The organism is Desulfosarcina alkanivorans, from assembly GCF_009688945.1.
In the GTDB taxonomy this organism is placed as follows: domain Bacteria; phylum Desulfobacterota; class Desulfobacteria; order Desulfobacterales; family Desulfosarcinaceae; genus Desulfosarcina; species Desulfosarcina alkanivorans.
In genome coordinates, this window is record NZ_AP021874.1 from 5,956,741 (window position 1) to 5,977,259 (window position 20,519).

Genomic DNA, 20,519 nt, shown 5'->3' on the forward strand with positions numbered 1-20,519 from the left:
TGAAAAGATGCCCAGAAGACCCCCCCGGACGCATCAGGCGGAGGCGTTGATCCGCAAGGTGGCCCGGAAAGAATCCCGCAAGCTGAAGGCACGCCGGGAAAAAAGGCGCAGCCTCTGGTTCGGCATGGGGATGTTCGGGGTGGTCGGCTGGTCCGTCGCCATCCCCACGCTGGCAGGCATCGCCTTGGGGGTGTGGGTGGATACCCGGTGGCCCGGTCCCTGTTCCTGGACGCTGATGCTGCTGGTCGTCGGCGTGGGGCTGGGTTGCCTGAATGCCTGGTACTGGATAAAACGGGAGAGCCGACATGATTAAAGAACTGCTGCTGGCCGTATCGTGCGGCGTTGCCATCGGCGCCGGCTACTTTGCCGGTCTCTGGTGGACCGTCCGTCGGGTTGGGACATCGCGCCGGCCGGGCCTGCTGGTGTTTTCGAGTTTTCTGGTGCGGGCGGGATTGACCGTGGGCGCCCTTTACCTTATTCTGGGAGCATGCTGGGAGCGTCTGCTGCTCAGTCTGCTCGGTTTCCTGCTGGTGCGTAGCCTCTGCGTGCGTCGATGGTGTCCTGCTTCCCCGGTTTTTCCCATCAAAAAAAAGGTGCCGATGTGACCATCAACGATATCAGTCCCGATCAGGTGGTGCTCTGGCAGTGGGGGGGGGTATCTCTCAACGCCACGCTGTTGTTCACCTGGGGCATCATGCTTCTCCTGGTGGCGGGATCCTTTCTGGTCACCCGGCATCTCTCGTCGGGGGCGGGAATCCCCCGATGGCAGAACCTCCTCGAAATCGTGGTGGCGGGGATCCGGGATCAGATCCGTGACATCAGCCACCAGGACCCGGTGCGCTATGTTCCCCTGGTGGGCACCCTGTTCCTGTTTATCGGGCTGTCCAATCTGCTGGCCATCGTCCCCGGCTATGTCCCGCCCACGGCCTCCCTCTCCACGACAGCCGCGCTGGCCTTCTGCGTGTTCGTCGCCGTTCCCCTGTACGGCATCCTGGCCACCGGGCCGATGGATTACCTGAGGCAATATGCCCGGCCGACGATATTCATGCTGCCATTCAACGTGATGGGAGAACTCTCCCGGACCCTGGCGCTGGCCGTGCGGCTTTTCGGGAACATGATGAGCGGAACCAAGATCGCCGCCATCTTCCTGGCCCTGGCCCCGCTATTTTTTCCCATCGTCATGCAGGCCTTGGGACTGCTGACCGGACTGATCCAGGCCTATATCTTTGCCGTGCTCGCCATGGTGTACATTGCTTCGGCCACACAGGCCCGCCAGGAAAACCGCTTCGGAAAAGAGGCGTTGGAGAAAGGAGAAAAAACCAATGGATAACACGAGCCTTATCGCTATGGCCTCCATCATTTCCGCCGGTCTGTGCATCGGGCTGGGGGCCATCGGGCCGGCCCTGGGGGAGGGGCGGGCCGTTGCCCAGGCACTGAGTTCCATCGCCCAGCAGCCGGATGAAACCAATACCATCACACGAACCCTGTTCGTCGGGCTGGCCATGATCGAATCCACGGCGATATACTGCTTTGTGGTGACCATGATCCTGCTTTTCGCCAACCCGTTCTGGAATTATGTCATCTCAAAAGCGGGGGGATAATCCGTGCTGATCGACTGGTTTACCGTATGCGCCCAGATCGTCAATTTCCTGGTTCTCGTGGCGCTGCTCAAGCATTTTCTTTACGCCCCGATCCTCCGGGCCATGGATGCCCGTGAGCAAACCATCGCCGGCCGCCTGGCGGAAGCCCGGCAAAAGGCAGCGGCGGCCCGGGCGGCCGAGCAGTCGTTCCTGGAGAAAAACCGGGAGATCGCCGACCAGACCGCCGGCATGCTCGCCATGGCCAAGCAGGACGCGGACGCCCGGCGGGCCGAACTGATCGACCAGGCCCGGCAGGAGGTCGTCACCCTCAAGACCGGGTGGCAGGCCGCCGTGGTACGGGAGCAGGAGGCATTCGTGCGCCATCTGCGCCAGATGGCCGGCCGGCAGGTCTATGCCGTATCGCGCCGCGTCCTTGCAGACCTTTGCAACGCCAGCCTGGAGGCCCGCACCGTCGACGTGTTTCTCTCCCGGCTCCGCGGCCTGGCCCCGGCGGACCGGCAGAAATTTGCCGAAGCGGTTCAGGCCACGGACGCGGCGTTGACTGTCCGCAGCGCGTTCCCCCTTTCCCGAGGGCTTCAGGACACGCTGACGGCAGCCGTGCACGACATGATCGCCCCCGGCGTGGCGGTCGGCTTTGAGACCGTTCCGGACCTGATCATGGGGATCGAACTGAAGACCCGGGGGCGGAAGATCTCCTGGAACCTGGAAGACTACCTGGCAATCCTCGAAACACGGGCAAGGGCGGCCCTGGCTCAACCGGTTCAGCCCATGGGGGGGTAGGCAGACAATGGATGCGCCGGATCTGGAAACATCGCTGGACGATACCGCTGGGGTGCTGGACGGGATCCTGCAGTCCCACCGGCCCGAAATCCGGGTGGACGACGTGGGCACGGTGAGCTTCGTGGGGCAGGGCATCGTCCGGGTGACCGGCCTGAGGGGAGTCAAGTCGGAAGAACTCATCGCCTTTGCGGACGATCGTCTCGGAATGGCCTTCAACCTGGACGACAAGGAAACCGGGGTCATCCTGCTGGACGAAAGCACGGCGCTTTTCGCGGGGAGCGAAGCCCGGCGGACGGGCCGGGTGATGGACGTCCCGGTGGGAGAGGCGCTCCTCGGGCGGGTCCTGGACGCAAAGGGCCGCCCGCTGGATGGCGGGGAGGCGATCCGTACGGACCGGCGGCGCCCGGTGGAGCAGCCGGCACCGTCCATCATGGACCGGGCGCCGGTCACCGTGCCCCTGCAGACCGGTATCAAGGTGGTGGATGCGCTGATCCCCATCGGGCGGGGCCAGCGGGAGCTGATCCTGGGAGACCGTCAGACCGGGAAGACCGCCATCGCCCTGGACACCGTGATCAACCAGAAGGATAAAAACGTCATCTGCATCTACTGCGCCGTCGGAAAACGCGGATCGTCGGTCGCCAAGGTGATCGCCGACCTGCGGGCCCACCGGGCCATGGCCTATTCCACCGTGGTGGTGGCCACGGAGGAAAATCCGCCCGGGCTGCAGTTCATCGCCCCCTATGCGGCAACGACCATCGGCGAGTATTTCATGCAGCAGGGCAACGATGTGCTCGTGGTTTTCGATGACCTGACGCGCCATGCCCGGGCCTACCGGGAACTGTCTCTCCTGCTGCGGCGGCCGCCCGGCCGGGAAGCATTTCCCGGAGACATCTTCTACCTGCACTCACGGCTGCTGGAACGGTCCACCCACCTGCGGGAAGAGATGGGCGGCGGCTCGCTGACCGCCCTGCCGATCGTCGAAACCGAAGCCCAGAACATGTCCGCTTACATCCCCACCAACCTGATATCCATTACCGACGGCCAGATCTACCTTTCTCCGGACCTGTTTCAGAAAGGCAACCTGCCGGCCGTGGACGTGGGCAGATCGGTCTCCCGGGTCGGCGGAAAGACCCAGCTGGCGGCCTATCGGTGGGTCGCCGGCGATCTTCGCCTCTCCTACGCCCAGTTCGAAGAGCTGGAAGCCTTTTCGCGGTTCGGCACCCGCCTGGACGAACAGACGCGCAACACGCTGGAGCGGGGGCGGCGGGTGCGCCAGATTCTCAGGCAGCCCCAGTATGATCCCCTCCCGGTGGCCCGGCAAATCGCCGCCCTGGTGGCCGTCAACGCGGGCCTGTTCGACCCGATCGACCCGGATCTCGTGACCCGGGCGGAGAAAACCATTCAGCGTGCGGTTATCGGGCAGTTGCCCGAGCTGTGCGAGCGCATTGAACACAATGCGCGCCTGACCGCCGCGGATTCGGAAGCCATTGCAGAGGTCGCCCGCAAGGCCCTGGCCGAGCGGTGAGGAGACAGAGGCCAAGATGCAGACCATCGAAGGATTGAAACGGACCATTGGGAGCACCCGGGAGCTTCAGTCGCTGGTCAGGACCATGAAGGCCCTGGCTGCCGTCAACATCCGGCAGTATGAAAAAGCCCTGGCGTCCCTGCGGGCCTATGACCGGACCATCAAAATGGGGTTCAGGGCGATCTGCAGGGACCGGCCGGCGGTTGTGGCGACACCGGGGGCCTTTGCCGGGAGGCGTCGGGGAGCCGTGGTCTTCGGGTCCGACCAGGGGATGTGCGGGGCGTTGAACGAGCAGGTTGTTTCGTTTGCCCTGGAAACCCTCAAGGATCGGGCCGGTGATGCACGGTCAACGGTCCTGATGGCCGTCGGTGAACGGCTGCCGGGGCTTCTTGAAGACAGCGGCCACCCGGCTGAAACGGTCATGTCGCTTCCGGCGTCCGTGGCCGGCATCACCGCAGCGGTCCAGGACATACTGCTTAAGATCGACGACTGGCATGAAACGGCGGGTATCGGCCAGGTGATGCTGTTTTACAGCCGGCAGCTGCCCGGGATGGCCTGCCGGCCCCATGGGTTCGGGCTTTTGCCGGTGGACCCGGAGGCCATCGGCACCGGGGAGAAATCCGGATGGCCGGGCCGCGGCCTGCCGGCCTACACCATGGACTGGGCACCCTTGTTCTCCGCGCTGATTCGCCACTATCTTTTTGTCTCCCTGTTCCGGGCGTTTGCCGAAACCATGGCCAGCGAAAATGCAAGCCGGCTGGTGGCCATGCAGGGAGCCGAAAAAAACATAGACGAACGGCTGGCCCAATTGAATGCCAAGTTTCATCAACAACGGCAGATGACCATCACCGAAGAACTGCTCGATATCGTGGCGGGTTTCGAGGCGCTGAACGCCTGAACGGGGGCCACCCGGAATACCCGTTTCAGGATGCGCGTCCATTTACCGTTAAACTGACTATTCCCGAGAGGAGGCAGCCATGTACCAGACCATACTCGTTCCGGTGGACGGATCGAAGCGGGCGGAAGCGATCTTCACCTATGTGGAAAAGCTGGCCAGAATGAATGATGCCAGGGCGATTTTTCTCAGGGTTGAGGAAGAACCCATCATGCTGGGACGGGACGAAATTATTGAAACCACCAAATACCGGGAGGACTACAAGGCCCGTGTAGAACGCGCGACCGCCTATCTGGATGACCTCAAAGCCGCGTTTCGCGGCAAAGGCATCCATGCCGTCACCCGGCTGGCCTACGGGCCGGTTGTCAAAGCCATATTGAGCGTTGCCGCCGATACCGGGGCCGACCTGATTGCCCTGGCCACCCACGGGCTGGGCGGCCTTGCCCGGGTGTCCTACGGGAGCGTTGCGGCCGGGGTGCTGCAGGCGGCCGATGTTCCCATTCTGCTGATCCGATCCGGCAGCGACCCGGCAGTCGCATCGGATCGAGGGTAGACACCCCGAACAACTGCCTATTCATTTCCAGCGGGCGCAACTTGCAAAGGAGGCTTACCATGACGAATAAATGGGTTTTTTTGTTCTCTGAAGTCGATCAGGCCGCAGCGTCTGTCGGCGGCGAATGGGAAAACGTTCGCGCCCTTCTCGGCGGAAAAGGCGCCAACCTGGCGGACATGACGCGCATCGAGGTGCCGGTGCCTCCCGGTTTCACGATCACCACCCGTGCGTGCAACGCCTATCTGGCCTCGGGAGGGATTTTCCCCGAAGGCATGTGGGACCAGGTGCTCCAGGCAGTTGCCGGTCTGGAAAAAGAAAGCGGCAAACGGTTCGGCGACCGGCAAAATCCGCTGCTGGTGTCCTGCCGGTCCGGCGCTAGGTTCTCCATGCCCGGAATGATGGATACCGTTTTGAACATCGGCCTCAATGACGACACGGCCCGGGGACTGGTCCAGCTGACCGGAAACGAGCGCTTCGTCTATGATTCCTATCGCCGTCTGATTCAAATGTTCGGCAGCGTCGTGTCCGGTATCCCCGATGCGGTTTTTGAGCGCCAGATGGACGAATGCCGATCGCGTGCGGGCGTCGACACCGACGCCGAGCTGAGCGCCGACGACCTGAAGGGATTGACGGATGCATTCAAACGCATCTACAGGCGCCACACCACCTTCCCGTTTCCCGGCGAGCCCCGCGAACAGCTGAAAATGGCTACCGAGGCGGTTTTCAAGAGCTGGAACGGCAAGCGGGCCGTCGACTACCGCAATGCGTCCGCCATCCCCCACGATCTGGGGACGGCCGTCAATATCGTCACCATGGTCTTCGGCAACGCCGGCGCCGGCAGCCTGACCGGCGTCGCCCTGACGCGCAACGGAACCACGGGGGAAAACCGCATCGAAGGGGATTTTCTGAAGAACGCCCAGGGTGAAGATGTGGTGGCCGGTATCCGCCAGACCAATGATCTGTCGGAGCTGAAAGATGAGATGCCGGACATCTATGCCCAGTTTGAACAGATTGCAAGGCGTCTGGAGACGCATTACCGGGAGATGCAGGACGTCGAATTCACCGTTGAAAACGGCCGGCTGTGGATGCTTCAGACCCGCAGCGGGAAACGCACCGCCCGTGCGGCGGTCCGCATTGCCGTCGAAATGGCCGAAGCGGGCTTGATCACCCGGGAAGAGGCCATCCTGCGGGTCACGCCGGAACAGGTCGATTTCTTTTTACACCCCCAGTTCGACAGTCAGGCCAAAGCTGTCGCTGCGGCCGGCGGGGCCCTGCTGGCCAGGGGCCTGAATGTGTCCCCCGGGGCTGCGGTGGGGCTTGTGGCCTTCGATGCCGATCTGGCCGAGATGTGGGCCCGGGAAGAGGGCAAAGCGGTTATCATGGTGCGACCCGAAACCAAGCCGGACGATGTTCACGGGATGCTGGCGGCCCAGGGCATTCTGACCAGCCGGGGCGGGCGGACCAGCCATGCCGCGCTGGTCGCCCGTCAGTTCGGCAAGCCGGCCGTGGTGGGCGTTTCCGAGTTGAAAATCGATCTGGGCAAGCGCCTGATGACGATCGGCGATACCACCATCAAGGAGGGGGACTGGATCTCGCTGGACGGAACGGCCGGGGAAGTGTACAGCGGGAAAATCGATACCATCGTGCCCGACATCATGGATCCCTGGCTGATCAAGCTGCTCGGCTGGGCCGACGGATGTCGCCGCCTCGGCATATGGACCAATGCGGACAATCCCGACGATGCCCGTCGCGCGAGGACATACGGCGCCGAGGGCATCGGCCTGTGCCGTACGGAGCACATGTTTTTCGAAGCCCGGCGGCTGCCGTTCCTGCACAAGATGATCATGAGCGACCTGCCCGTCGAGCGGCGTGAGGCCCTGGACGCCCTGCTGCCGTTTCAGCGGGAGGATTTTGCCGGTCTTTTCCGGGCCATGGACGGGCTCCCGGTGATCACCCGGCTGATCGATCCGCCCCTGCACGAATTTCTGCCCAGCCACGTGGACCTGAGCCACGATCTCACCGACCTCAAAATCCGGCTCAAGCATGCCGATACCCTCGAGAAGGTCGACACGCTGCTGCAGCAGATCAACGAAAAAACGAAAGTGCTGAAAAGGGTCGAAAGCCTGCACGAGAGCAACCCCATGCTTGGCCTGCGCGGCGTTCGCCTTGGGATTCAGATCCCCGAACTGACCACCATGCAGGTGCGGGCCATTTTCGAGGCCGCCTGCATGGTCGCCAAGGAGGGGGGCGCGGTCCATCCGGAAATCATGATTCCCCTGACCAGCCACGTCAACGAACTCAAATCCCAGCGCGATATCCTGGAGGTCGAGGCCCAAACGGTGATGGCGGAGCAGGGCATCGAGATCGACTACAAGTTCGGCACCATGATTGAAATCCCCCGGGCCGCGCTGACCGCCCACCAGATGGCCGAGCACGCCCAGTTTTTCTCCTTCGGCACCAACGACCTGACCCAGACCACCTTCGGCATTTCGCGGGACGACGCCGAGGCCGGATTCCTGATCAGGTATATGAGCACGGGGATTCTTCCGGAAAACCCCTTTGCCACGATAGACCGCGATGGCGTCGGCCAGCTGATGGCCCTGTGCCTGGAAAAAGCCCGTTCGGTCAACCCGGACCTGGAATGCGGGATCTGCGGTGAACACGCCGGCGATCCCCAGTCGATCGCCTTTTGCCACCAGATCGGGTTGACCTATGTGTCGTGCTCGCCCTACCGGGTCCCTGTGGCCCGCCTGGCCGCCGCCCAGGCCGCCCTGCGGGAAAAACCCTGACCCCGCCCCGTCAGATGTGTCCCGTCAAGGCCCCCGACGCCCCCGGCCCCGGGCGGCGTCGGCGCGTCCGGCCTTGCGGGACAGCGCCGCCACCTTGGCCACGTAGGCGCAGATGTCGCACTTGCGTTCAAGGCCGCTTGCCGCCAGGTAGCGCACCTTTCCGAAAATCTCCCGTTCGAACCAGGCCCGGTCGTGCAGGCCGAATACCCAGCCCACGCCGGCAAAGGAATTGGGGTCCCGGCCGTCGAGAAAGTACCGGTTGTTCAGCGCCATGGCCGTATCAAATGCCGCTTCCGGCGAAGCCGACCACTCCAGGATTTTTTTGCCCCAGTACATGCGCATGTAGTTGTGCATGAATCCCGTGTCGCGCATTTCCGCCATGGCCGCATTCCAGTAGGGATCGTGGGTGTCGGCCGCCTCGAGTGTGCGCCGGTCGTACAGGGCCGTACGACGGTCCGCGGCATGCGCCGCCAGGCTCTTTTTCGCCCAGGCGGGCAGGCAGCTGAAGCGGTCGTAGTCCGGCGTGTAGTGCACGAAGTTGGCGGCCAGTTCCCGGCGGACGATGACTTCCTCCAGGTAGGCGTCCCGGTCCGCCTGCCCTCCCGTTGATGCACCGGCCACCGCCAGGGCCAGAAATACCGGCGAGATCTGCCCGAAATGCAGATAGGGGCTCATCTGGGAAATGTCGTCGGTCTGGGGCTGGTTGCGGTGTTTGTCATAATGCGGCAGACCATGGGTGATGAACCGGCCCAGGCGTTTTTTGGCCGTTCGGGGGCCGCCTTTGAAAAACGGCGTCACCGCCGGGACGGACCGGTCGATGTCCAGTCGACCGAGGATGGCGTCGATGGCGGTCAGGTCGAGTCCCGCCGGGTGGATGCCGACGGATGAGCGTGTCGGGCGGTAGCGGGGGCAGGGCACCAGGAATTGCTCCAGGTGCTTGTGGATCTTCGGGCGGATGGTCCGGGCGGCATATTCGGCCTTGGCGGACACGACGGCCACCGGCACCACCACATCCCCCTCCACGGCAACGGTGCGGCAGGGTGCCGATTGCGATACCATCCGGCGCCAGTCGTGCTGGTGGCGGGTGTAGCCCACATCGCAGACCAGCAGCGCGGTTTGCCCCAGCAAAGGGCCCAGCACCGCGTGGGGCTCGCCTTTCTGCACCAGCATACCGATGCGCCGCCGGGCCAGCAGCGTCCGCGTTTCGGCCAGTCCTTCCAGCATGAAGCGGTAGTGGCGCAGGTTGGCCTCCGGGTAGCTGTCGGTCAGGGCGAAGGCGACCAGCACGGGCAGGTCCAGGCGATTGGCCCGAAGGATGGCGTATTCCAGGGCCGGGTTGTCATGGGCCCGCTGGGACTGCTGCATCCAGTAGAGCACCCACTTGCCCTCCCGAATGGGGGTGTCGTTGAGAATGGTGACCCGTTCTTTGGCAATGCCCATTGGCCCTGGATCCTTTCCGCTGAAGTCCGTTCGTCGGGTTGCCGCCCGCGGCGGTGCCATGCTCAGGCGTTGCCGACAGGGTAAAAAAGTGAGCCGATCCGGCAGATTCCCGGAAAGGCGCCATGGTGCCGTCCTGACCCGGGTACAAGCACGTGCCGCAAGGTCATGTTATCAAATAAATCGTATCACCATGTTTTTTATGCTGCGCTGGTGTAAAGATGCCGCCCAAAAGGGCGATAAGGATCATACATGGCCTGGTCCGGGACCCCTGTTAACCGAATAACCATTCAGATGGATGACGACTGTTGCGATGTCTGCCGGAGTAAAGGTGAATGATTCTACAATTCGCAGATATTAGCAAGCTGCTGAATAAGATATTTTCTTTTCCGCACCTCGGGGTCGAGGAGCGCCGCCGGCGACGGCTGTTGATGCTGTTTTCCCTGATGGCGCTGGTCATCCTGGCTGTTTTCTCGGCCGTTGACCTGATCCAGGGGCATTATGGCGAGTCGGGCATTGAATGTTCCGCCGGGGCATGGATGCTGGTCTGCCTTTTCATGCTGCGCTCGCCGGGGCGGATCGATTGGGTATACAACAGCATGTCGGCGGTCCTTGCGGCCCTGTTTCTCTACCTTGCCTGTGATGGCGGTGTCCAGGGTACGAAACTCTATTTTGCCTTCGGGTTTCCCGTTTTCACCTTTTTCCTGCTGGGATCCCGTAAAGGGCTGCCCTGGAACATTGCCTTCTTTGCATGCCTGATCGTCATTTTCGGCAATCCCGGTGACCGGCTTCCCTTTTACGCCTATCCGCAGGAAGGCGCCGTCCGTTTCAGTGTCGTCTTCATACTGATTGTCCTGCTCAACTACACCTACGAAAAGGTGCGCGAACGCACCCAGCGCAGCCTTGAACGGGAAAAGGACAAGCTGGATGCCGTCAATCTCAAGCTTCATGCGGCCAGCGAGGAAGCCGAACGGGCCAATCGCGCCAAGAGTGAGTTTCTGGCCAACATGAGCCATGAAATCCGCACCCCCATGAACGGGGTCATGGGCATGACCGGTCTGCTGCTGGGCACCGAATTGGGAAAAGAACAGCGTGAATACACTGAGACCATCCAGAAAAGCGCCGAATCGCTGCTCGACATCATCAATGATATTCTTGACTACTCCAAAATCGAATCCGGAAAGGTTGAAATCGAGACCATCGATTTTGACCTGAGGCTGGCCGTCGAATCCCTTGGAGACCTGCTTGCGGTAAAAGCCCATGAAAAAGGGCTGGAGTATGTGGTGCGCATCCATCACGATGTGCCCTCGCTCCTGCGCGGTGATCCCGGCCGGCTGCGCCAGATATTGATCAATCTGGTCGGCAACGCCATCAAGTTCACCGACGCCGGCGAGATTGTGATCCACATCCAGCTGGAGAATGAAGACGACAGGCGGGTGTCCATCCGTTTCAGTGTGTCCGACACCGGCATCGGTATACCGGCCGGGCACATGAACCGCTTGTTCGACTCTTTTTCCCAGGCCGACAGTTCCACCACCCGGAAATACGGCGGCACCGGACTGGGGCTTTCCATTTCCAAACGGCTTGCCGAAATGATGGGCGGCCGGATCAGCGTCGATAGCGAGGACGGCCATGGCACCACCTTCCGGTTCACGGCCATTTTTGAAAAACAGCCGGCCGGTAAGGAGAAGACGCTGGTCGTTCCCGAGGATATCCGGGGCCGGCGCATGCTGATTGTGGATGACAACGCGACCAATCGATATGTGATGCGGGAACAGCTCAAATCATGGGGCTGCCGCTTCGGCGAGGCCGCCGGCGGGAAAGCGGCGCTGGATTGCCTGGATCGGGCGGCATCGGTGAATGACGCCTTTGACATCGCCATTCTTGACATGCAGATGCCCGAAATGGACGGGGAGGAACTGGGCGTTCGGATCAAGCAGTCGCCCGGCCTGCAACATACCGTTCTGGTGTTGATGACATCCATGGGCAACCGCGGCGATGCCGGCCGACTGGAGCAGATCGGTTTCAGCGCCTATTTGACCAAACCGGTCAAACAATCGCAGCTGTATGAATGCCTCGCGCTGGTCTGCGGAGAGACCGCCCGGCCGGCCGGCCACCCGGGCGCGGGGCTGATCACCGTCCACTCCCTGGCCGAAAAAAAGAAGCACAACCGGAGGATTCTGCTGGCTGAAGACAACCTGATCAACCAGAAAGTGGCCTTGAGCATTTTAAAAAAGCTGGGCTACCACGCCGATGTCGTCTCCAATGGCCGCGAAGCCATCACGGCCCTGCAGCAACATCCGTATGACATGGTGCTGATGGACTGCCAGATGCCGGAGATGGACGGTTACGAGGCCACGGGGCATATTCGAAATTACCCGGCCACCGTGGTCGACGCCCTCGATCCCGATATCCCCATCATCGCCATGACCGCCCACGCCATGAAGGGGGATCGGGAAAAATGCATTGACGCCGGCATGGATGACTATCTGGCCAAGCCCGTCGTTCCGGATCATCTCTCCGACATGCTAAAAAAATGGCTGACCTGACCACCGGCTGTCACTTCGGGCCGTCATTTCGCAGTCCCGCCCGCGATGGGCAGGGCGGAGGGGGTGCATGCGGGCGCAACCTCCGCCCCATGACCGGTGTGTGCCGCCGATGCCGTATTTTATCGCTGTGCCGGACCTCATCGCCGGTAGATCTGATCGACCCAGTCCTTGAACCATGACGGCTTCTGAAAAAGGACCATGATCAGGGCCATCGCCGTGACCGGAATGGGGATGACCGCATCGACGATGGCAAGCAGGGCAAGGTAGATCAGGATTTGCGTTCGTGTTGACAAATTGTGCCTCCCTTTTCTGGGCAGGAATGCCGGATGGATGCCACCACGTTAACGGGAATTGGGTCTTCGGGCAAGAATAAATCATGCCCGGACCGGCCAATCGCACCGTACGCCGCGGGTTGTCGGCCGCCGGCCGGCTTATATGTCCTGTGGCCTGACAATTTGCTTGATTTCTGACCAAATAGGTTTATTGTAGTGATGTCTGGCGCGTCCCCCCGGGATCGGTGATTCCGTGGGGATCTTTTTTGTGGGAACCATCCGGCATGCCAATGCGGCTTCCTCTAGGGGACACTCCTGAAGGACGGTGGCCGGGTGACCGTTGTCGGCGGGCCATAAGGAAAAGGCCCTGCTGACGCCCACGAGCGGCCAGGCGATACATTTGTTTCTCTCCTAAAATGGGGCAATGCCGATACCTGCAAATGCCCCTGGAAGCTCCCGCCGCGAATTTCCCGGGATACAAACAAAGCGAGGCGAAACCCCGGAACGGGTCGCGCGGATTAACGCATGGCAGCGGACGTGTTCCCCCATGTGCGCGGGATGCCGATTCTCCGATTCACTAACCGAGATCAGCCATGTCTGATCTCCACGAAGGAATTTATCCATTTGAATTTTAATTCATTTTCATTTCACCCGGCTGTTGTCAAAGGTGTTGCGGAGGCGGGTTACGAAACCCCCACGCCAATTCAATCGAAAGCCATTCCCGAGGTCTTGAAGGGCCGCGATGTGATGGGACTGGCCCAGACCGGCACGGGCAAAACCGCCGCATTTGCCCTGCCTATTCTCAATCGGCTGGTGGACGGCCCGCGCGGCCGGGCGGCGGCACTGGTCGTCGCCCCCACCCGCGAACTGGCGGAACAGATCCACGACGCCATCCGGGCCCTGGGCCGCCATACCCGCCTGTGCAGCGCCGTGGTCTATGGCGGCGTGGGCATCAACCCCCAGATCCAGGCCCTCAAGCGTGCGGATATCGTGGTCGGCTGTCCCGGCCGGCTGCTGGACCATCTCGGCCGGGGGACGGTTGACCTGTCCCGGCTGGACGTACTGGTGCTGGACGAAGCCGACCAGATGTTCGACATGGGGTTCTTCCCCGACATTCGCCGCATCCTGTCGCATATCCCCGCAAAAAATCGCCAGACCCTGCTCTTTTCGGCCACCATGCCCAAGGCGATCCGTTGCCTGGCCAATGACGTGCTCCGGAATCCGGTCACGGTTCAGATCGGCACCACCGCCCCGGCAAAGACCGTCAGCCATGCCATGTTTCCGGTTGCTCCGCATCTGAAGACAGCCCTGCTGATGAAACTGCTCGGCCGCACCCGCACCGAGTCGGTCCTGGTGTTTACCCGCACCAAGTACCGTGCCAAGAGCCTGGACAAAAAGCTGGCCAGGGCCGGCTATCGGTCGGCCTCGCTCCAGGGCAACCTGTCCCAGAACCGGCGCCAGGCGGCGATGAAAGGTTTCCGTTCGGGAGAATTCCAGATCCTGGTGGCCACGGATATCGCCGCCCGAGGCATCGACGTCTCCAATGTGTCTCACGTGATCAATTTCGATATTCCCGCGACCCCGGAGGCCTATATTCATCGCATCGGCCGCACCGGGCGGGCGCAATGCAGCGGCGAGGCCTTTACCCTGGTCACCGGGGAGGACACGGCGATGGTCAAGGCCATCAACCGGGCCATCGGCAGCCCGGTGGCGCAGCGCACCCTGCCGGATTTCGATTATGATGCCGCGCCGCAAGGGCCGGGGGGCAAGAAGGTCAACTCCTCCGCCAGCCGCCCCCAGGCGAGGGGAAAACGGAGAGCGCCCAAGCCCCGGGCCAGGCGCCGGGAAAGCAAAGGGGCCTTTGCCTGGCTTGCACCGAAAACGGCCGGGGGGACCCCCTGATTTGGGCCGCAACTGCCTGTAGTCAACGGCCGGCAGCAGGATTGCCGGATTTTTCCACCTGAGTCGAGCGATTCCTGCTCAGGCACGTATTCGTTGTCATTTTCCGAAAAAGGCGGAACGCTCAACCCAGGTTCCAGAGAGGTGACCCCACCCATGGCCCAGCCCTGGCAGACCATTGAACGTATTTCCACCGAAGAAGGCCCCCTTGAGCTGCGACAGCGCGGGGACGGCGACTTTCTCATTACCGTGGACGGCCGCGTGCTGATGAACAGCATGACCCATCGGTCCGAAGTGGCCCTGGGGCAGCTGGCCTGCGGGCACCTCACGGGCTCGCACCGACCTCGGGTGCTCGTGGGGGGACTGGGCATGGGCTACACCCTCAGGGCCGTGCTGGACACCCTGCCCGCCACGGGCAGGGTCGTGGTGGCCGAATTGAATCCGGTGGTGCTGAAGTGGTGCCGGGGCCCCCTGGCGGCCTTGACCGGCCATGCCGCGGCAGACAGCCGCGTGGGTGTGGAGGTCTGCGACGTGTCCCGCCTGATCCGCCGTTTTGCCGATGACCCGGCGCACGGGAAATTCGATGCGATCATCCTGGACCTGTATACCGGTCCCTACGTGCGCAGCCACCGGCGCGACGATCCGCTTTACGGAAGCATCGCCATCAGCCGGACCCGGTCGGCCCTGAAGCCCGGCGGCGTCTTTGCGGTGTGGGGTGAGAACTACGATGCCGGCTTCGCCAGACGCCTCGCAGAAGCCGGATTCACCACGGCCCTGCACCGGTCGGGCAGAGGCGGATCACGACATGTGGTTTACCTGGGAAGAATGGGGGGTGGCCCCGTAAAAAGTTGATGAACAGGAAAAAGCCTCCCCTCCTGTCATTCCCGAGAAGGCGGGCTCACGCAGTGACGCTTCAGCGCTATCCCTGACCACCAAAATGATGGATCCCCGCCTTCGCGGGGACGACAGCAAAAAGTGGATTCTGGCGTCTAATCAACTAATTGAAACCGGGTCGTTTTTCGTAGGAGCGGCATCCTGCCGCGATGCAAAAGGATAATCGCGGCAGGATGCCGCTCCCACGCCATTGCATTTCCTTTGGGATAGTTTGGTCCTGCCGGGCCCGGAAAAGCTTTTTACGAATCCGTCACGTTTTACCGGAAGACTTTCTGGAGTAATTCCGTCACCCGGGCCGCGGGATCGTTGCGGATCCTGGCCTCTTCCTGCGCCAGGCGGATAAACAATCCGTCGATTGACTTTCCGGTGACATAGTCGTCCAGATCCACCGCGTAATCCGCTGCAAAAGGAAGGGTCTCCATTTTTTCCGACAGTGACCGGTAGGTCCGGGTGACCCCGACCCTGTCCATGGATGCGTGGACGATGGGCTTGAACAGGGCCTGCAGCTGATCCGCGGTTTTGTCCCTGAAGTAAACCGTCGCCGCGTCATCGGCGCCCTTGAGAATCTGTTGCGCGTCTGCAAAGGTCATTGCCTTGATGGCGTCGACGAACAGGGCCTCCGCTTCCGGCGCTGCCTTTTCCGCCGCCCGGTTCATGCTCAGTTCGAACGCATCGAGTTGCGGTCCGAATCCGGTGGTGCGCAATAATTTTTCAACCGTTTGAACGGATTGGGGCAGGGGGATGTTCACTTCCGGATGGCCGTAGTAGCCGTCCAGTCGGGAAAGGGCTCGAACCGTGTTGCCCGTTCCGATTTCAAGCGCCTGCTTCAAACCGTCCACGATCTCCCCCCGGGATGGCCCCGAACTTCCCTCGACGGCCTCCTGCACCGTTTTCAGAAGATCTCCCCAACCGGCGAAGCCGGGAGAAAAAGGGGTTAACAGCAGAATCATCGTGCAGGCACCGACAAGCAATTTTTCTCTGTTCATGGCTGCTCCTCACAATGGGTGTCCGCCTGCGGCGACGGCTCCGGGCGGCGGTCAGGGCGTTTTCCATTCGGGCGTTCCCGCCGTCGCCATCGATCCGCCGAACAGGCGTTGCATCAAAGATAAAGCATCCACAATCAAATAACAATCGTCAAGGCCTGCGCCGCCGGTCCGATGGGGAACCGTCCGTATACGCCCCGTCCGATTGATCCGGATCACTCGGACGACAGTAAAAGATGAAGCAGCGGCGCGACCACAACCGGGAACTGCTCAACGGCACCGATGTCAGGGCCGGCTCCCCGGGGACGGGGCTTTCCCAGGATGTCCTCGGCGGCCGCCTGTTCCGGGGCTGCGGCGTCCACGGCAGGGCTGCCGTGGGCCGGGCGGCCATAGCGCCCCACCAGGCGTTTGAAAGCCTGGCGAACGGTGGCGGAACCATCGGCAAACCGGCCGCCGGCCTCATCCCAGCGGGGGAGGACCAGGTCGTTCTGGCCGCCGAGCCGCGGATCGGCGATCCGCCGCCGGGCATCGTCGGAGGGGTTGATCCGTTCCTCCGCGTCTTCGGGAATCGGCAATCCGCCATTCCAGTAAAGGTTGCTGTCCAGGGTGTAAGACAGGGTCTCGTCCACGGGGGTGTCCGAGAAGTCGGTCGCGCCGCCGGCCGCGGTGGCCCCCATGGTGCCGGACGGGTCGCTCCAGATGTTGTTGAAAAAGCGGATATTCTCGTTGGCCGGGTTCGATCCCTCGGTATTGAGCCGCATGGCGTAGGCCATGGACGGCAGGTCGCCTGCAATGGTGTTGTGCCGGAAAAGGATGTCTTTCCCGCCTTTCACCCCGAAGGGCGCCCGCATGACATGGACGCTGTTGCCCAGCATGAGGTTGTTTTCCACCAGCACGTCCCGGCCTTCGAAATAGGGATTGCCGTCTTCTCCCACGAGCACGAAGTTGGAACCGGTCGATCCCTGCCAGTTCAGGAATACATTGCGGCGCACGGTGATATCCCGGCTGCCGACAAAGGCGTCGCTGTCGCCGTTGCTGTCCTTGATGACGATGGTACTGCCCGTATCGTTGGCATCGACCCGCCCGCTGCCCTCGAAGTCGTTGAAAAAGACATTGTCCTGAACCGTGACACGGGCGACGCTGTTGATGTCGATGTGTTCGTCGGACCCGCTCTGGTTGTAGAACATATTGCCCTCCACCGTGATCCGTGTCGCACCGTTGTTGATCTTGAGGATATCGTTGTTGAAGCTGTCGTGCAGGATGTTGTTTCTGATGGTGATGTCGCTGACCGCGTCGTCGCCGCCCGCCAGATCCTGGATCTGGACGACCAGGGCGCCGGCGCCGGGCCCGCTGTGGGCGATGTCAAAGCCCTCCAGCGCAATTCCCTTGCCGTAATAGCAGGTCACGACGGTGGCGTCGTTCCTCAGCCTGGCCTGGTAGGGGATCTGGGCGGCGACGGTCACCCCCTGGCCGAAGGTCCCGCGCAGGCGGATGCGGCCCGTGTAGGTGCCGGGTTTGACCAGGACCAGGCTCTGGTCGGGGACGGTGTCCAGGGCGTGGGTGATGGTGGCCCAGGGGCTGGCATCGGAACCATCGCCGCAGGTGTCATTGCCGTCGACGGCGACGTAGTAGGTCCGGGCACCGGCGAGGCCCGCCATCAGCAGCCAGACGGCCAGGATGCGCAGGCCTTCGATCATCCTTTCCGGCCGCATCATTCGGCATCTCCTGGTTTCGGTCTATTCATCCAGTAACAGCAGGGGGATCCATGGCATCGCTGCCGGCCGCGCCGGTGAATCCGGATCCGTCCCCCGGCGATATTCATCGATGTTGGACACCCCGTCGCCATCACGGTCGCCGTCGGCGTCGTCGACGGTGGGATCGAGCCCGTTGGCGATCTCCCATGCGTCCGGCATGGCGTCCCGGTCGACATCGGCTTCGAAGGTGGCCGTGCATTGCCTCTCACCGTCGATCACCACGGATACAGATGCCGTATCTCCCGTGCAGTCCCCGGACCAGCCGGTAAACATGGACGTCGCATCCGCCACGGCGGTCAGGGTGACTTCGGTACTGCAGGCGAAGGGGTCGCTGCAGTCCGCGCCACAGTCGATGCCGGCCGGTACGCTGGTCACCGAACCGGCGCCGCTGCCGGTTTTTTCCACCTGCAGGCCGCAGGCGGTGAGGCTGATGCCCCGGCTGGCGGCCAGATCGGCCACCGTGTAATCCAGTTCGTCGGCGACAACGCTTAAAATGTAGCCGCTGTAGTCTTCATCATACGGATAGTACGAGCCTGAGGTGAGTGAGGCGGCAATCGTGTAGACACCGGGTGCCAGGTTTCCCGCTACCGGTTCATTGCTGGGACCTATCACCGTATTGCCGTTCGGGTCGTTGATCCAGACGTAGAACGCCTGATTGCTGTATCCCCGGTTTCCGGCGATGGTTATCTCCCCATCGAGGTAGGCGCGGTAGGTATCCACCTCGCTAACGTCTGAGAACTGTCCGCCGATGTCGTAGCGGGTGCCCAGGTAGACCTTCTCGTCAAGGCTGAGCACCTTGAAGGGGGTTGATGTCGTCCCGTCATGGGATTGGGCCAGGATGCTCACCTCGCAGAAAACATCTGATTCCAGGGGCGTCAGCGTCAGCAGGTTGCCATCCATTTCCGCCTGAACGCCGTTGCAGGACGACGAGGCCGACAGCGTTACCGTGTCGCCGTCCGGGTCGGCTGCATCGATGCGCACGGTGGCGGCCCTGTCGATGATCATGTCGGGAAGCGCCGAGGCGATTGCCGGCGGCTGCCCGTCCCCCAGGGGAGGGTAGGGATCGCATTCGTCTCCCTGGCAGGGACGGATGTTGTAGTAGATGGCATTGTCGGGCGGAAAGGAATAACCGCCGGCAACGATGGTCTGGTCCAGGTAGTAGTAGTCGTCCCAGGCACCGCCCCAGCCCATGTTCACATGGATGTTGGTGCCGGAAGCGTCCGACGAGTAACCGTCGGCAACCGTCAGATGGTTGGGGATTCTCAGCAGCACCGGCCGCAGGCTGTCGATCTCATTTTTGATGGTAAAGAAAAAATCGGGGTCGTCGATGGTCTTGTACTCGATGGGTGCGTATCCGAAGGCCCGTTCAAATTCCCAGTCATCGAAGGATGTACTGGTGCTTTTAACCCCGAAGTTGGCGTTGTTGAGAATGGCCAGGTCACGCATCAGGGCCGCCACCTCATCCTGCTGATGGACCGGCACGCTGCCGTTTATGGCGTCCGGCATGGAAAGCCAGTTGAACGGCCGGTTCATGGCCGCGGTCAGGATCTGGCCGTGCCAGTTGTAGGTAAATACCCCGCTGCCCTTTGCCGGATGGGCATGGTAGCGCATGACCTGGGCGACGGCGGTCTGGGTGCAGCCGGTCAGGGTCAGTTCGCCATCAACGGTCGGGTTGAGCTTGTTGTACGGATAGCCCTGGTTCCATCGGGTCGTGAGCAGGAACGTATCCGGCGTGTAGCCCAGCGTACCCGCCTTGGCGGTGGTCGGCGGACCGGGGTGGACCAAGAATTCCCAGTAGGGCGCATTGGTGGCATCGGTGGCGGGAACAGAAAGGCTTTTGGCCGCCGACGGTGCGGGGATTTCAAGCTCCCGCAGCAAATTCTCACGGTACGCCTCGGGCAGGTCGTAAAAAACGGTACTGAGGGAATACCCCTTGACCGGAACGCGGATGTCGTCCCCGGCCACGAGGATGTAGCCCCGGGGGGACAGATGCACCAGGTAGCCGACCCCCTGTCCGCCGCTTGCCACGGCCTCGGTGGATGCCATCGTGTGTGCTGTGCCCACATGGTTCAGGAAATTGGCGGCCACCGTGTGGGCCAGGTCCGCGGAGATGGGGGCCGGGTATCCGGGACGGGCGAACAGCGCCATGCAGATCAACACGCCAAGCCAATGCCGATGGCAGATAAGCCCGGCGGACACTTTTTTCAAGGTCTGGAGATTCATTATGCTGCCTTATACAGGGGTAAACCTGAACGGTTATGCAACGGCCATTTATGAAAAGGAAAGCGCAAGGGCGACACCGGACAGGTGCCATTTTTTAATGCCTTCCAACTCTCATATATCGCCCGGAAGGGCGATTAACCTTAGCCGATTTTTCCGATGAGGTAAAACAGATATTTTATGTTGTCATCCGGCCGTTTCACAAAGGCGGACAGGATGCCGCAGGCGGCACCGGAACTGAGATTGCCACCCTCTCCGCCGATTGCCGGAATTGACCGGATCGTATTGCCGGACAGGAAAAGACAGATTGTGCGGGGCGGCATGGCATTGCATTTTTATCCATATTATTATAAGTGAACGAAGTTCCA

The 20,519-nt window shown here is 62.0% G+C and carries 18 protein-coding genes; 12 read left to right on the forward strand and 6 right to left on the reverse strand.

The genetic code is table 11. From position 1 onward, the window contains the following. Positions 1-7: 7 nt before the first annotated feature. From DSCA_RS25890 to ppdK, 9 genes are all read left to right on the forward strand, one after another. On the forward strand, positions 8-313 hold the full coding sequence (locus DSCA_RS25890) for an AtpZ/AtpI family protein (protein ID WP_155319201.1): 306 nt from the start codon (positions 8-10) through the stop codon (positions 311-313). Next, complete coding sequence (locus tag DSCA_RS25895) at positions 306-605, forward strand: ATP synthase subunit I (RefSeq protein WP_155319202.1); 300 nt, start codon at positions 306-308, stop codon at positions 603-605. Before DSCA_RS25890 ends, DSCA_RS25895 begins: the two co-directional genes overlap by 8 nt. Beyond that, the gene (locus DSCA_RS25900; RefSeq protein WP_231716281.1) at positions 602-1,330 is read left to right on the forward strand and encodes a F0F1 ATP synthase subunit A; all 729 of its coding nucleotides are present in this window, start codon (positions 602-604) and stop codon (positions 1,328-1,330) included. Before DSCA_RS25895 ends, DSCA_RS25900 begins: the two co-directional genes overlap by 4 nt. Then, on the forward strand, positions 1,323-1,601 hold the full coding sequence (locus DSCA_RS25905; RefSeq protein WP_155319204.1) for a F0F1 ATP synthase subunit C: 279 nt from the start codon (positions 1,323-1,325) through the stop codon (positions 1,599-1,601). The genes DSCA_RS25900 and DSCA_RS25905 overlap by 8 nt, the downstream gene beginning before the upstream one ends. Positions 1,602-1,604: 3 nt before the next feature. Then, on the forward strand, positions 1,605-2,381 hold the full coding sequence (locus DSCA_RS25910; protein ID WP_155319205.1) for a F0F1 ATP synthase subunit B family protein: 777 nt from the start codon (positions 1,605-1,607) through the stop codon (positions 2,379-2,381). A 7-nt stretch (positions 2,382-2,388) separates the two neighbouring features. Next, positions 2,389-3,906: an alternate F1F0 ATPase, F1 subunit alpha gene (locus DSCA_RS25915; RefSeq protein WP_155319206.1), complete on the forward strand. Its 1,518-nt coding sequence runs from the start codon at positions 2,389-2,391 to the stop codon at positions 3,904-3,906. Between the two features lie 16 nt (positions 3,907-3,922). After that, on the forward strand, positions 3,923-4,804 hold the full coding sequence (locus tag DSCA_RS25920) for a F0F1 ATP synthase subunit gamma (protein ID WP_155319207.1): 882 nt from the start codon (positions 3,923-3,925) through the stop codon (positions 4,802-4,804). Positions 4,805-4,883: 79 nt separating this feature from the next. Next, positions 4,884-5,354, forward strand: coding sequence for a universal stress protein (locus DSCA_RS25925; RefSeq protein ID WP_155319208.1), 471 nt, complete (start codon positions 4,884-4,886; stop codon positions 5,352-5,354). Positions 5,355-5,413: 59 nt separating this feature from the next. After that, entirely contained in the window at positions 5,414-8,143 is a 2,730-nt protein-coding gene (gene ppdK, locus DSCA_RS25930) for a pyruvate, phosphate dikinase (protein WP_155319209.1), read from the forward strand. A 24-nt stretch (positions 8,144-8,167) separates the two neighbouring features. On the opposite strand, the gene DSCA_RS25935 is transcribed toward ppdK, so the two are convergent. Beyond that, positions 8,168-9,583, reverse strand: a complete 1,416-nt coding sequence (locus tag DSCA_RS25935; RefSeq protein ID WP_155319210.1) for a deoxyribodipyrimidine photo-lyase — start codon at positions 9,581-9,583, stop codon at positions 8,168-8,170. 332 nt (positions 9,584-9,915) lie between these two features. On the opposite strand from DSCA_RS25935, the gene DSCA_RS25940 reads away from it, so the two are divergent. After that, complete coding sequence (locus tag DSCA_RS25940) at positions 9,916-12,129, forward strand: response regulator (RefSeq protein WP_155319211.1); 2,214 nt, start codon at positions 9,916-9,918, stop codon at positions 12,127-12,129. A 137-nt stretch (positions 12,130-12,266) separates the two neighbouring features. Here the strand turns inward: DSCA_RS25940 and DSCA_RS25945 are convergent, their stop codons facing one another. After that, positions 12,267-12,422 (reverse strand): hypothetical protein, encoded by a 156-nt coding sequence (locus DSCA_RS25945; protein WP_155319212.1) that lies wholly within the window; start codon positions 12,420-12,422, stop codon positions 12,267-12,269. Positions 12,423-13,025: 603 nt separating this feature from the next. Between DSCA_RS25945 and DSCA_RS25950 the strand changes: the two genes are divergently transcribed. Together DSCA_RS25950 and DSCA_RS25955 are read left to right on the forward strand one after the other, a co-directional pair. Next, complete coding sequence (locus DSCA_RS25950) at positions 13,026-14,303, forward strand: DEAD/DEAH box helicase (RefSeq protein WP_155319213.1); 1,278 nt, start codon at positions 13,026-13,028, stop codon at positions 14,301-14,303. A gap of 153 nt (positions 14,304-14,456) precedes the next feature. Beyond that, positions 14,457-15,152, forward strand: a complete 696-nt coding sequence (locus DSCA_RS25955) for a spermidine synthase family protein (RefSeq protein WP_155319214.1) — start codon at positions 14,457-14,459, stop codon at positions 15,150-15,152. 299 nt (positions 15,153-15,451) lie between these two features. On the opposite strand, the gene DSCA_RS25960 is transcribed toward DSCA_RS25955, so the two are convergent. The 4 genes from DSCA_RS25960 to DSCA_RS25975 all read right to left on the reverse strand — a co-directional run bounded on the left by DSCA_RS25960 (position 15,452) and on the right by DSCA_RS25975 (position 20,474). After that, on the reverse strand, positions 15,452-16,180 hold the full coding sequence (locus DSCA_RS25960; RefSeq protein WP_155319215.1) for a DUF4197 domain-containing protein: 729 nt from the start codon (positions 16,178-16,180) through the stop codon (positions 15,452-15,454). Between the two features lie 212 nt (positions 16,181-16,392). After that, positions 16,393-17,892 carry a right-handed parallel beta-helix repeat-containing protein gene (locus DSCA_RS25965; RefSeq protein ID WP_155319216.1) on the reverse strand — a complete coding sequence of 500 codons (1,500 nt, stop codon included), beginning with the start codon at positions 17,890-17,892 and terminating at the stop codon, positions 16,393-16,395. Between the two features lie 21 nt (positions 17,893-17,913). Then, complete coding sequence (locus DSCA_RS25970) at positions 17,914-20,154, reverse strand: C10 family peptidase (RefSeq protein ID WP_155319217.1); 2,241 nt, start codon at positions 20,152-20,154, stop codon at positions 17,914-17,916. A 140-nt stretch (positions 20,155-20,294) separates the two neighbouring features. Next, complete coding sequence (locus tag DSCA_RS25975; protein WP_155319218.1) at positions 20,295-20,474, reverse strand: hypothetical protein; 180 nt, start codon at positions 20,472-20,474, stop codon at positions 20,295-20,297. Between the last annotated feature and the right edge of the window lie 45 nt (positions 20,475-20,519).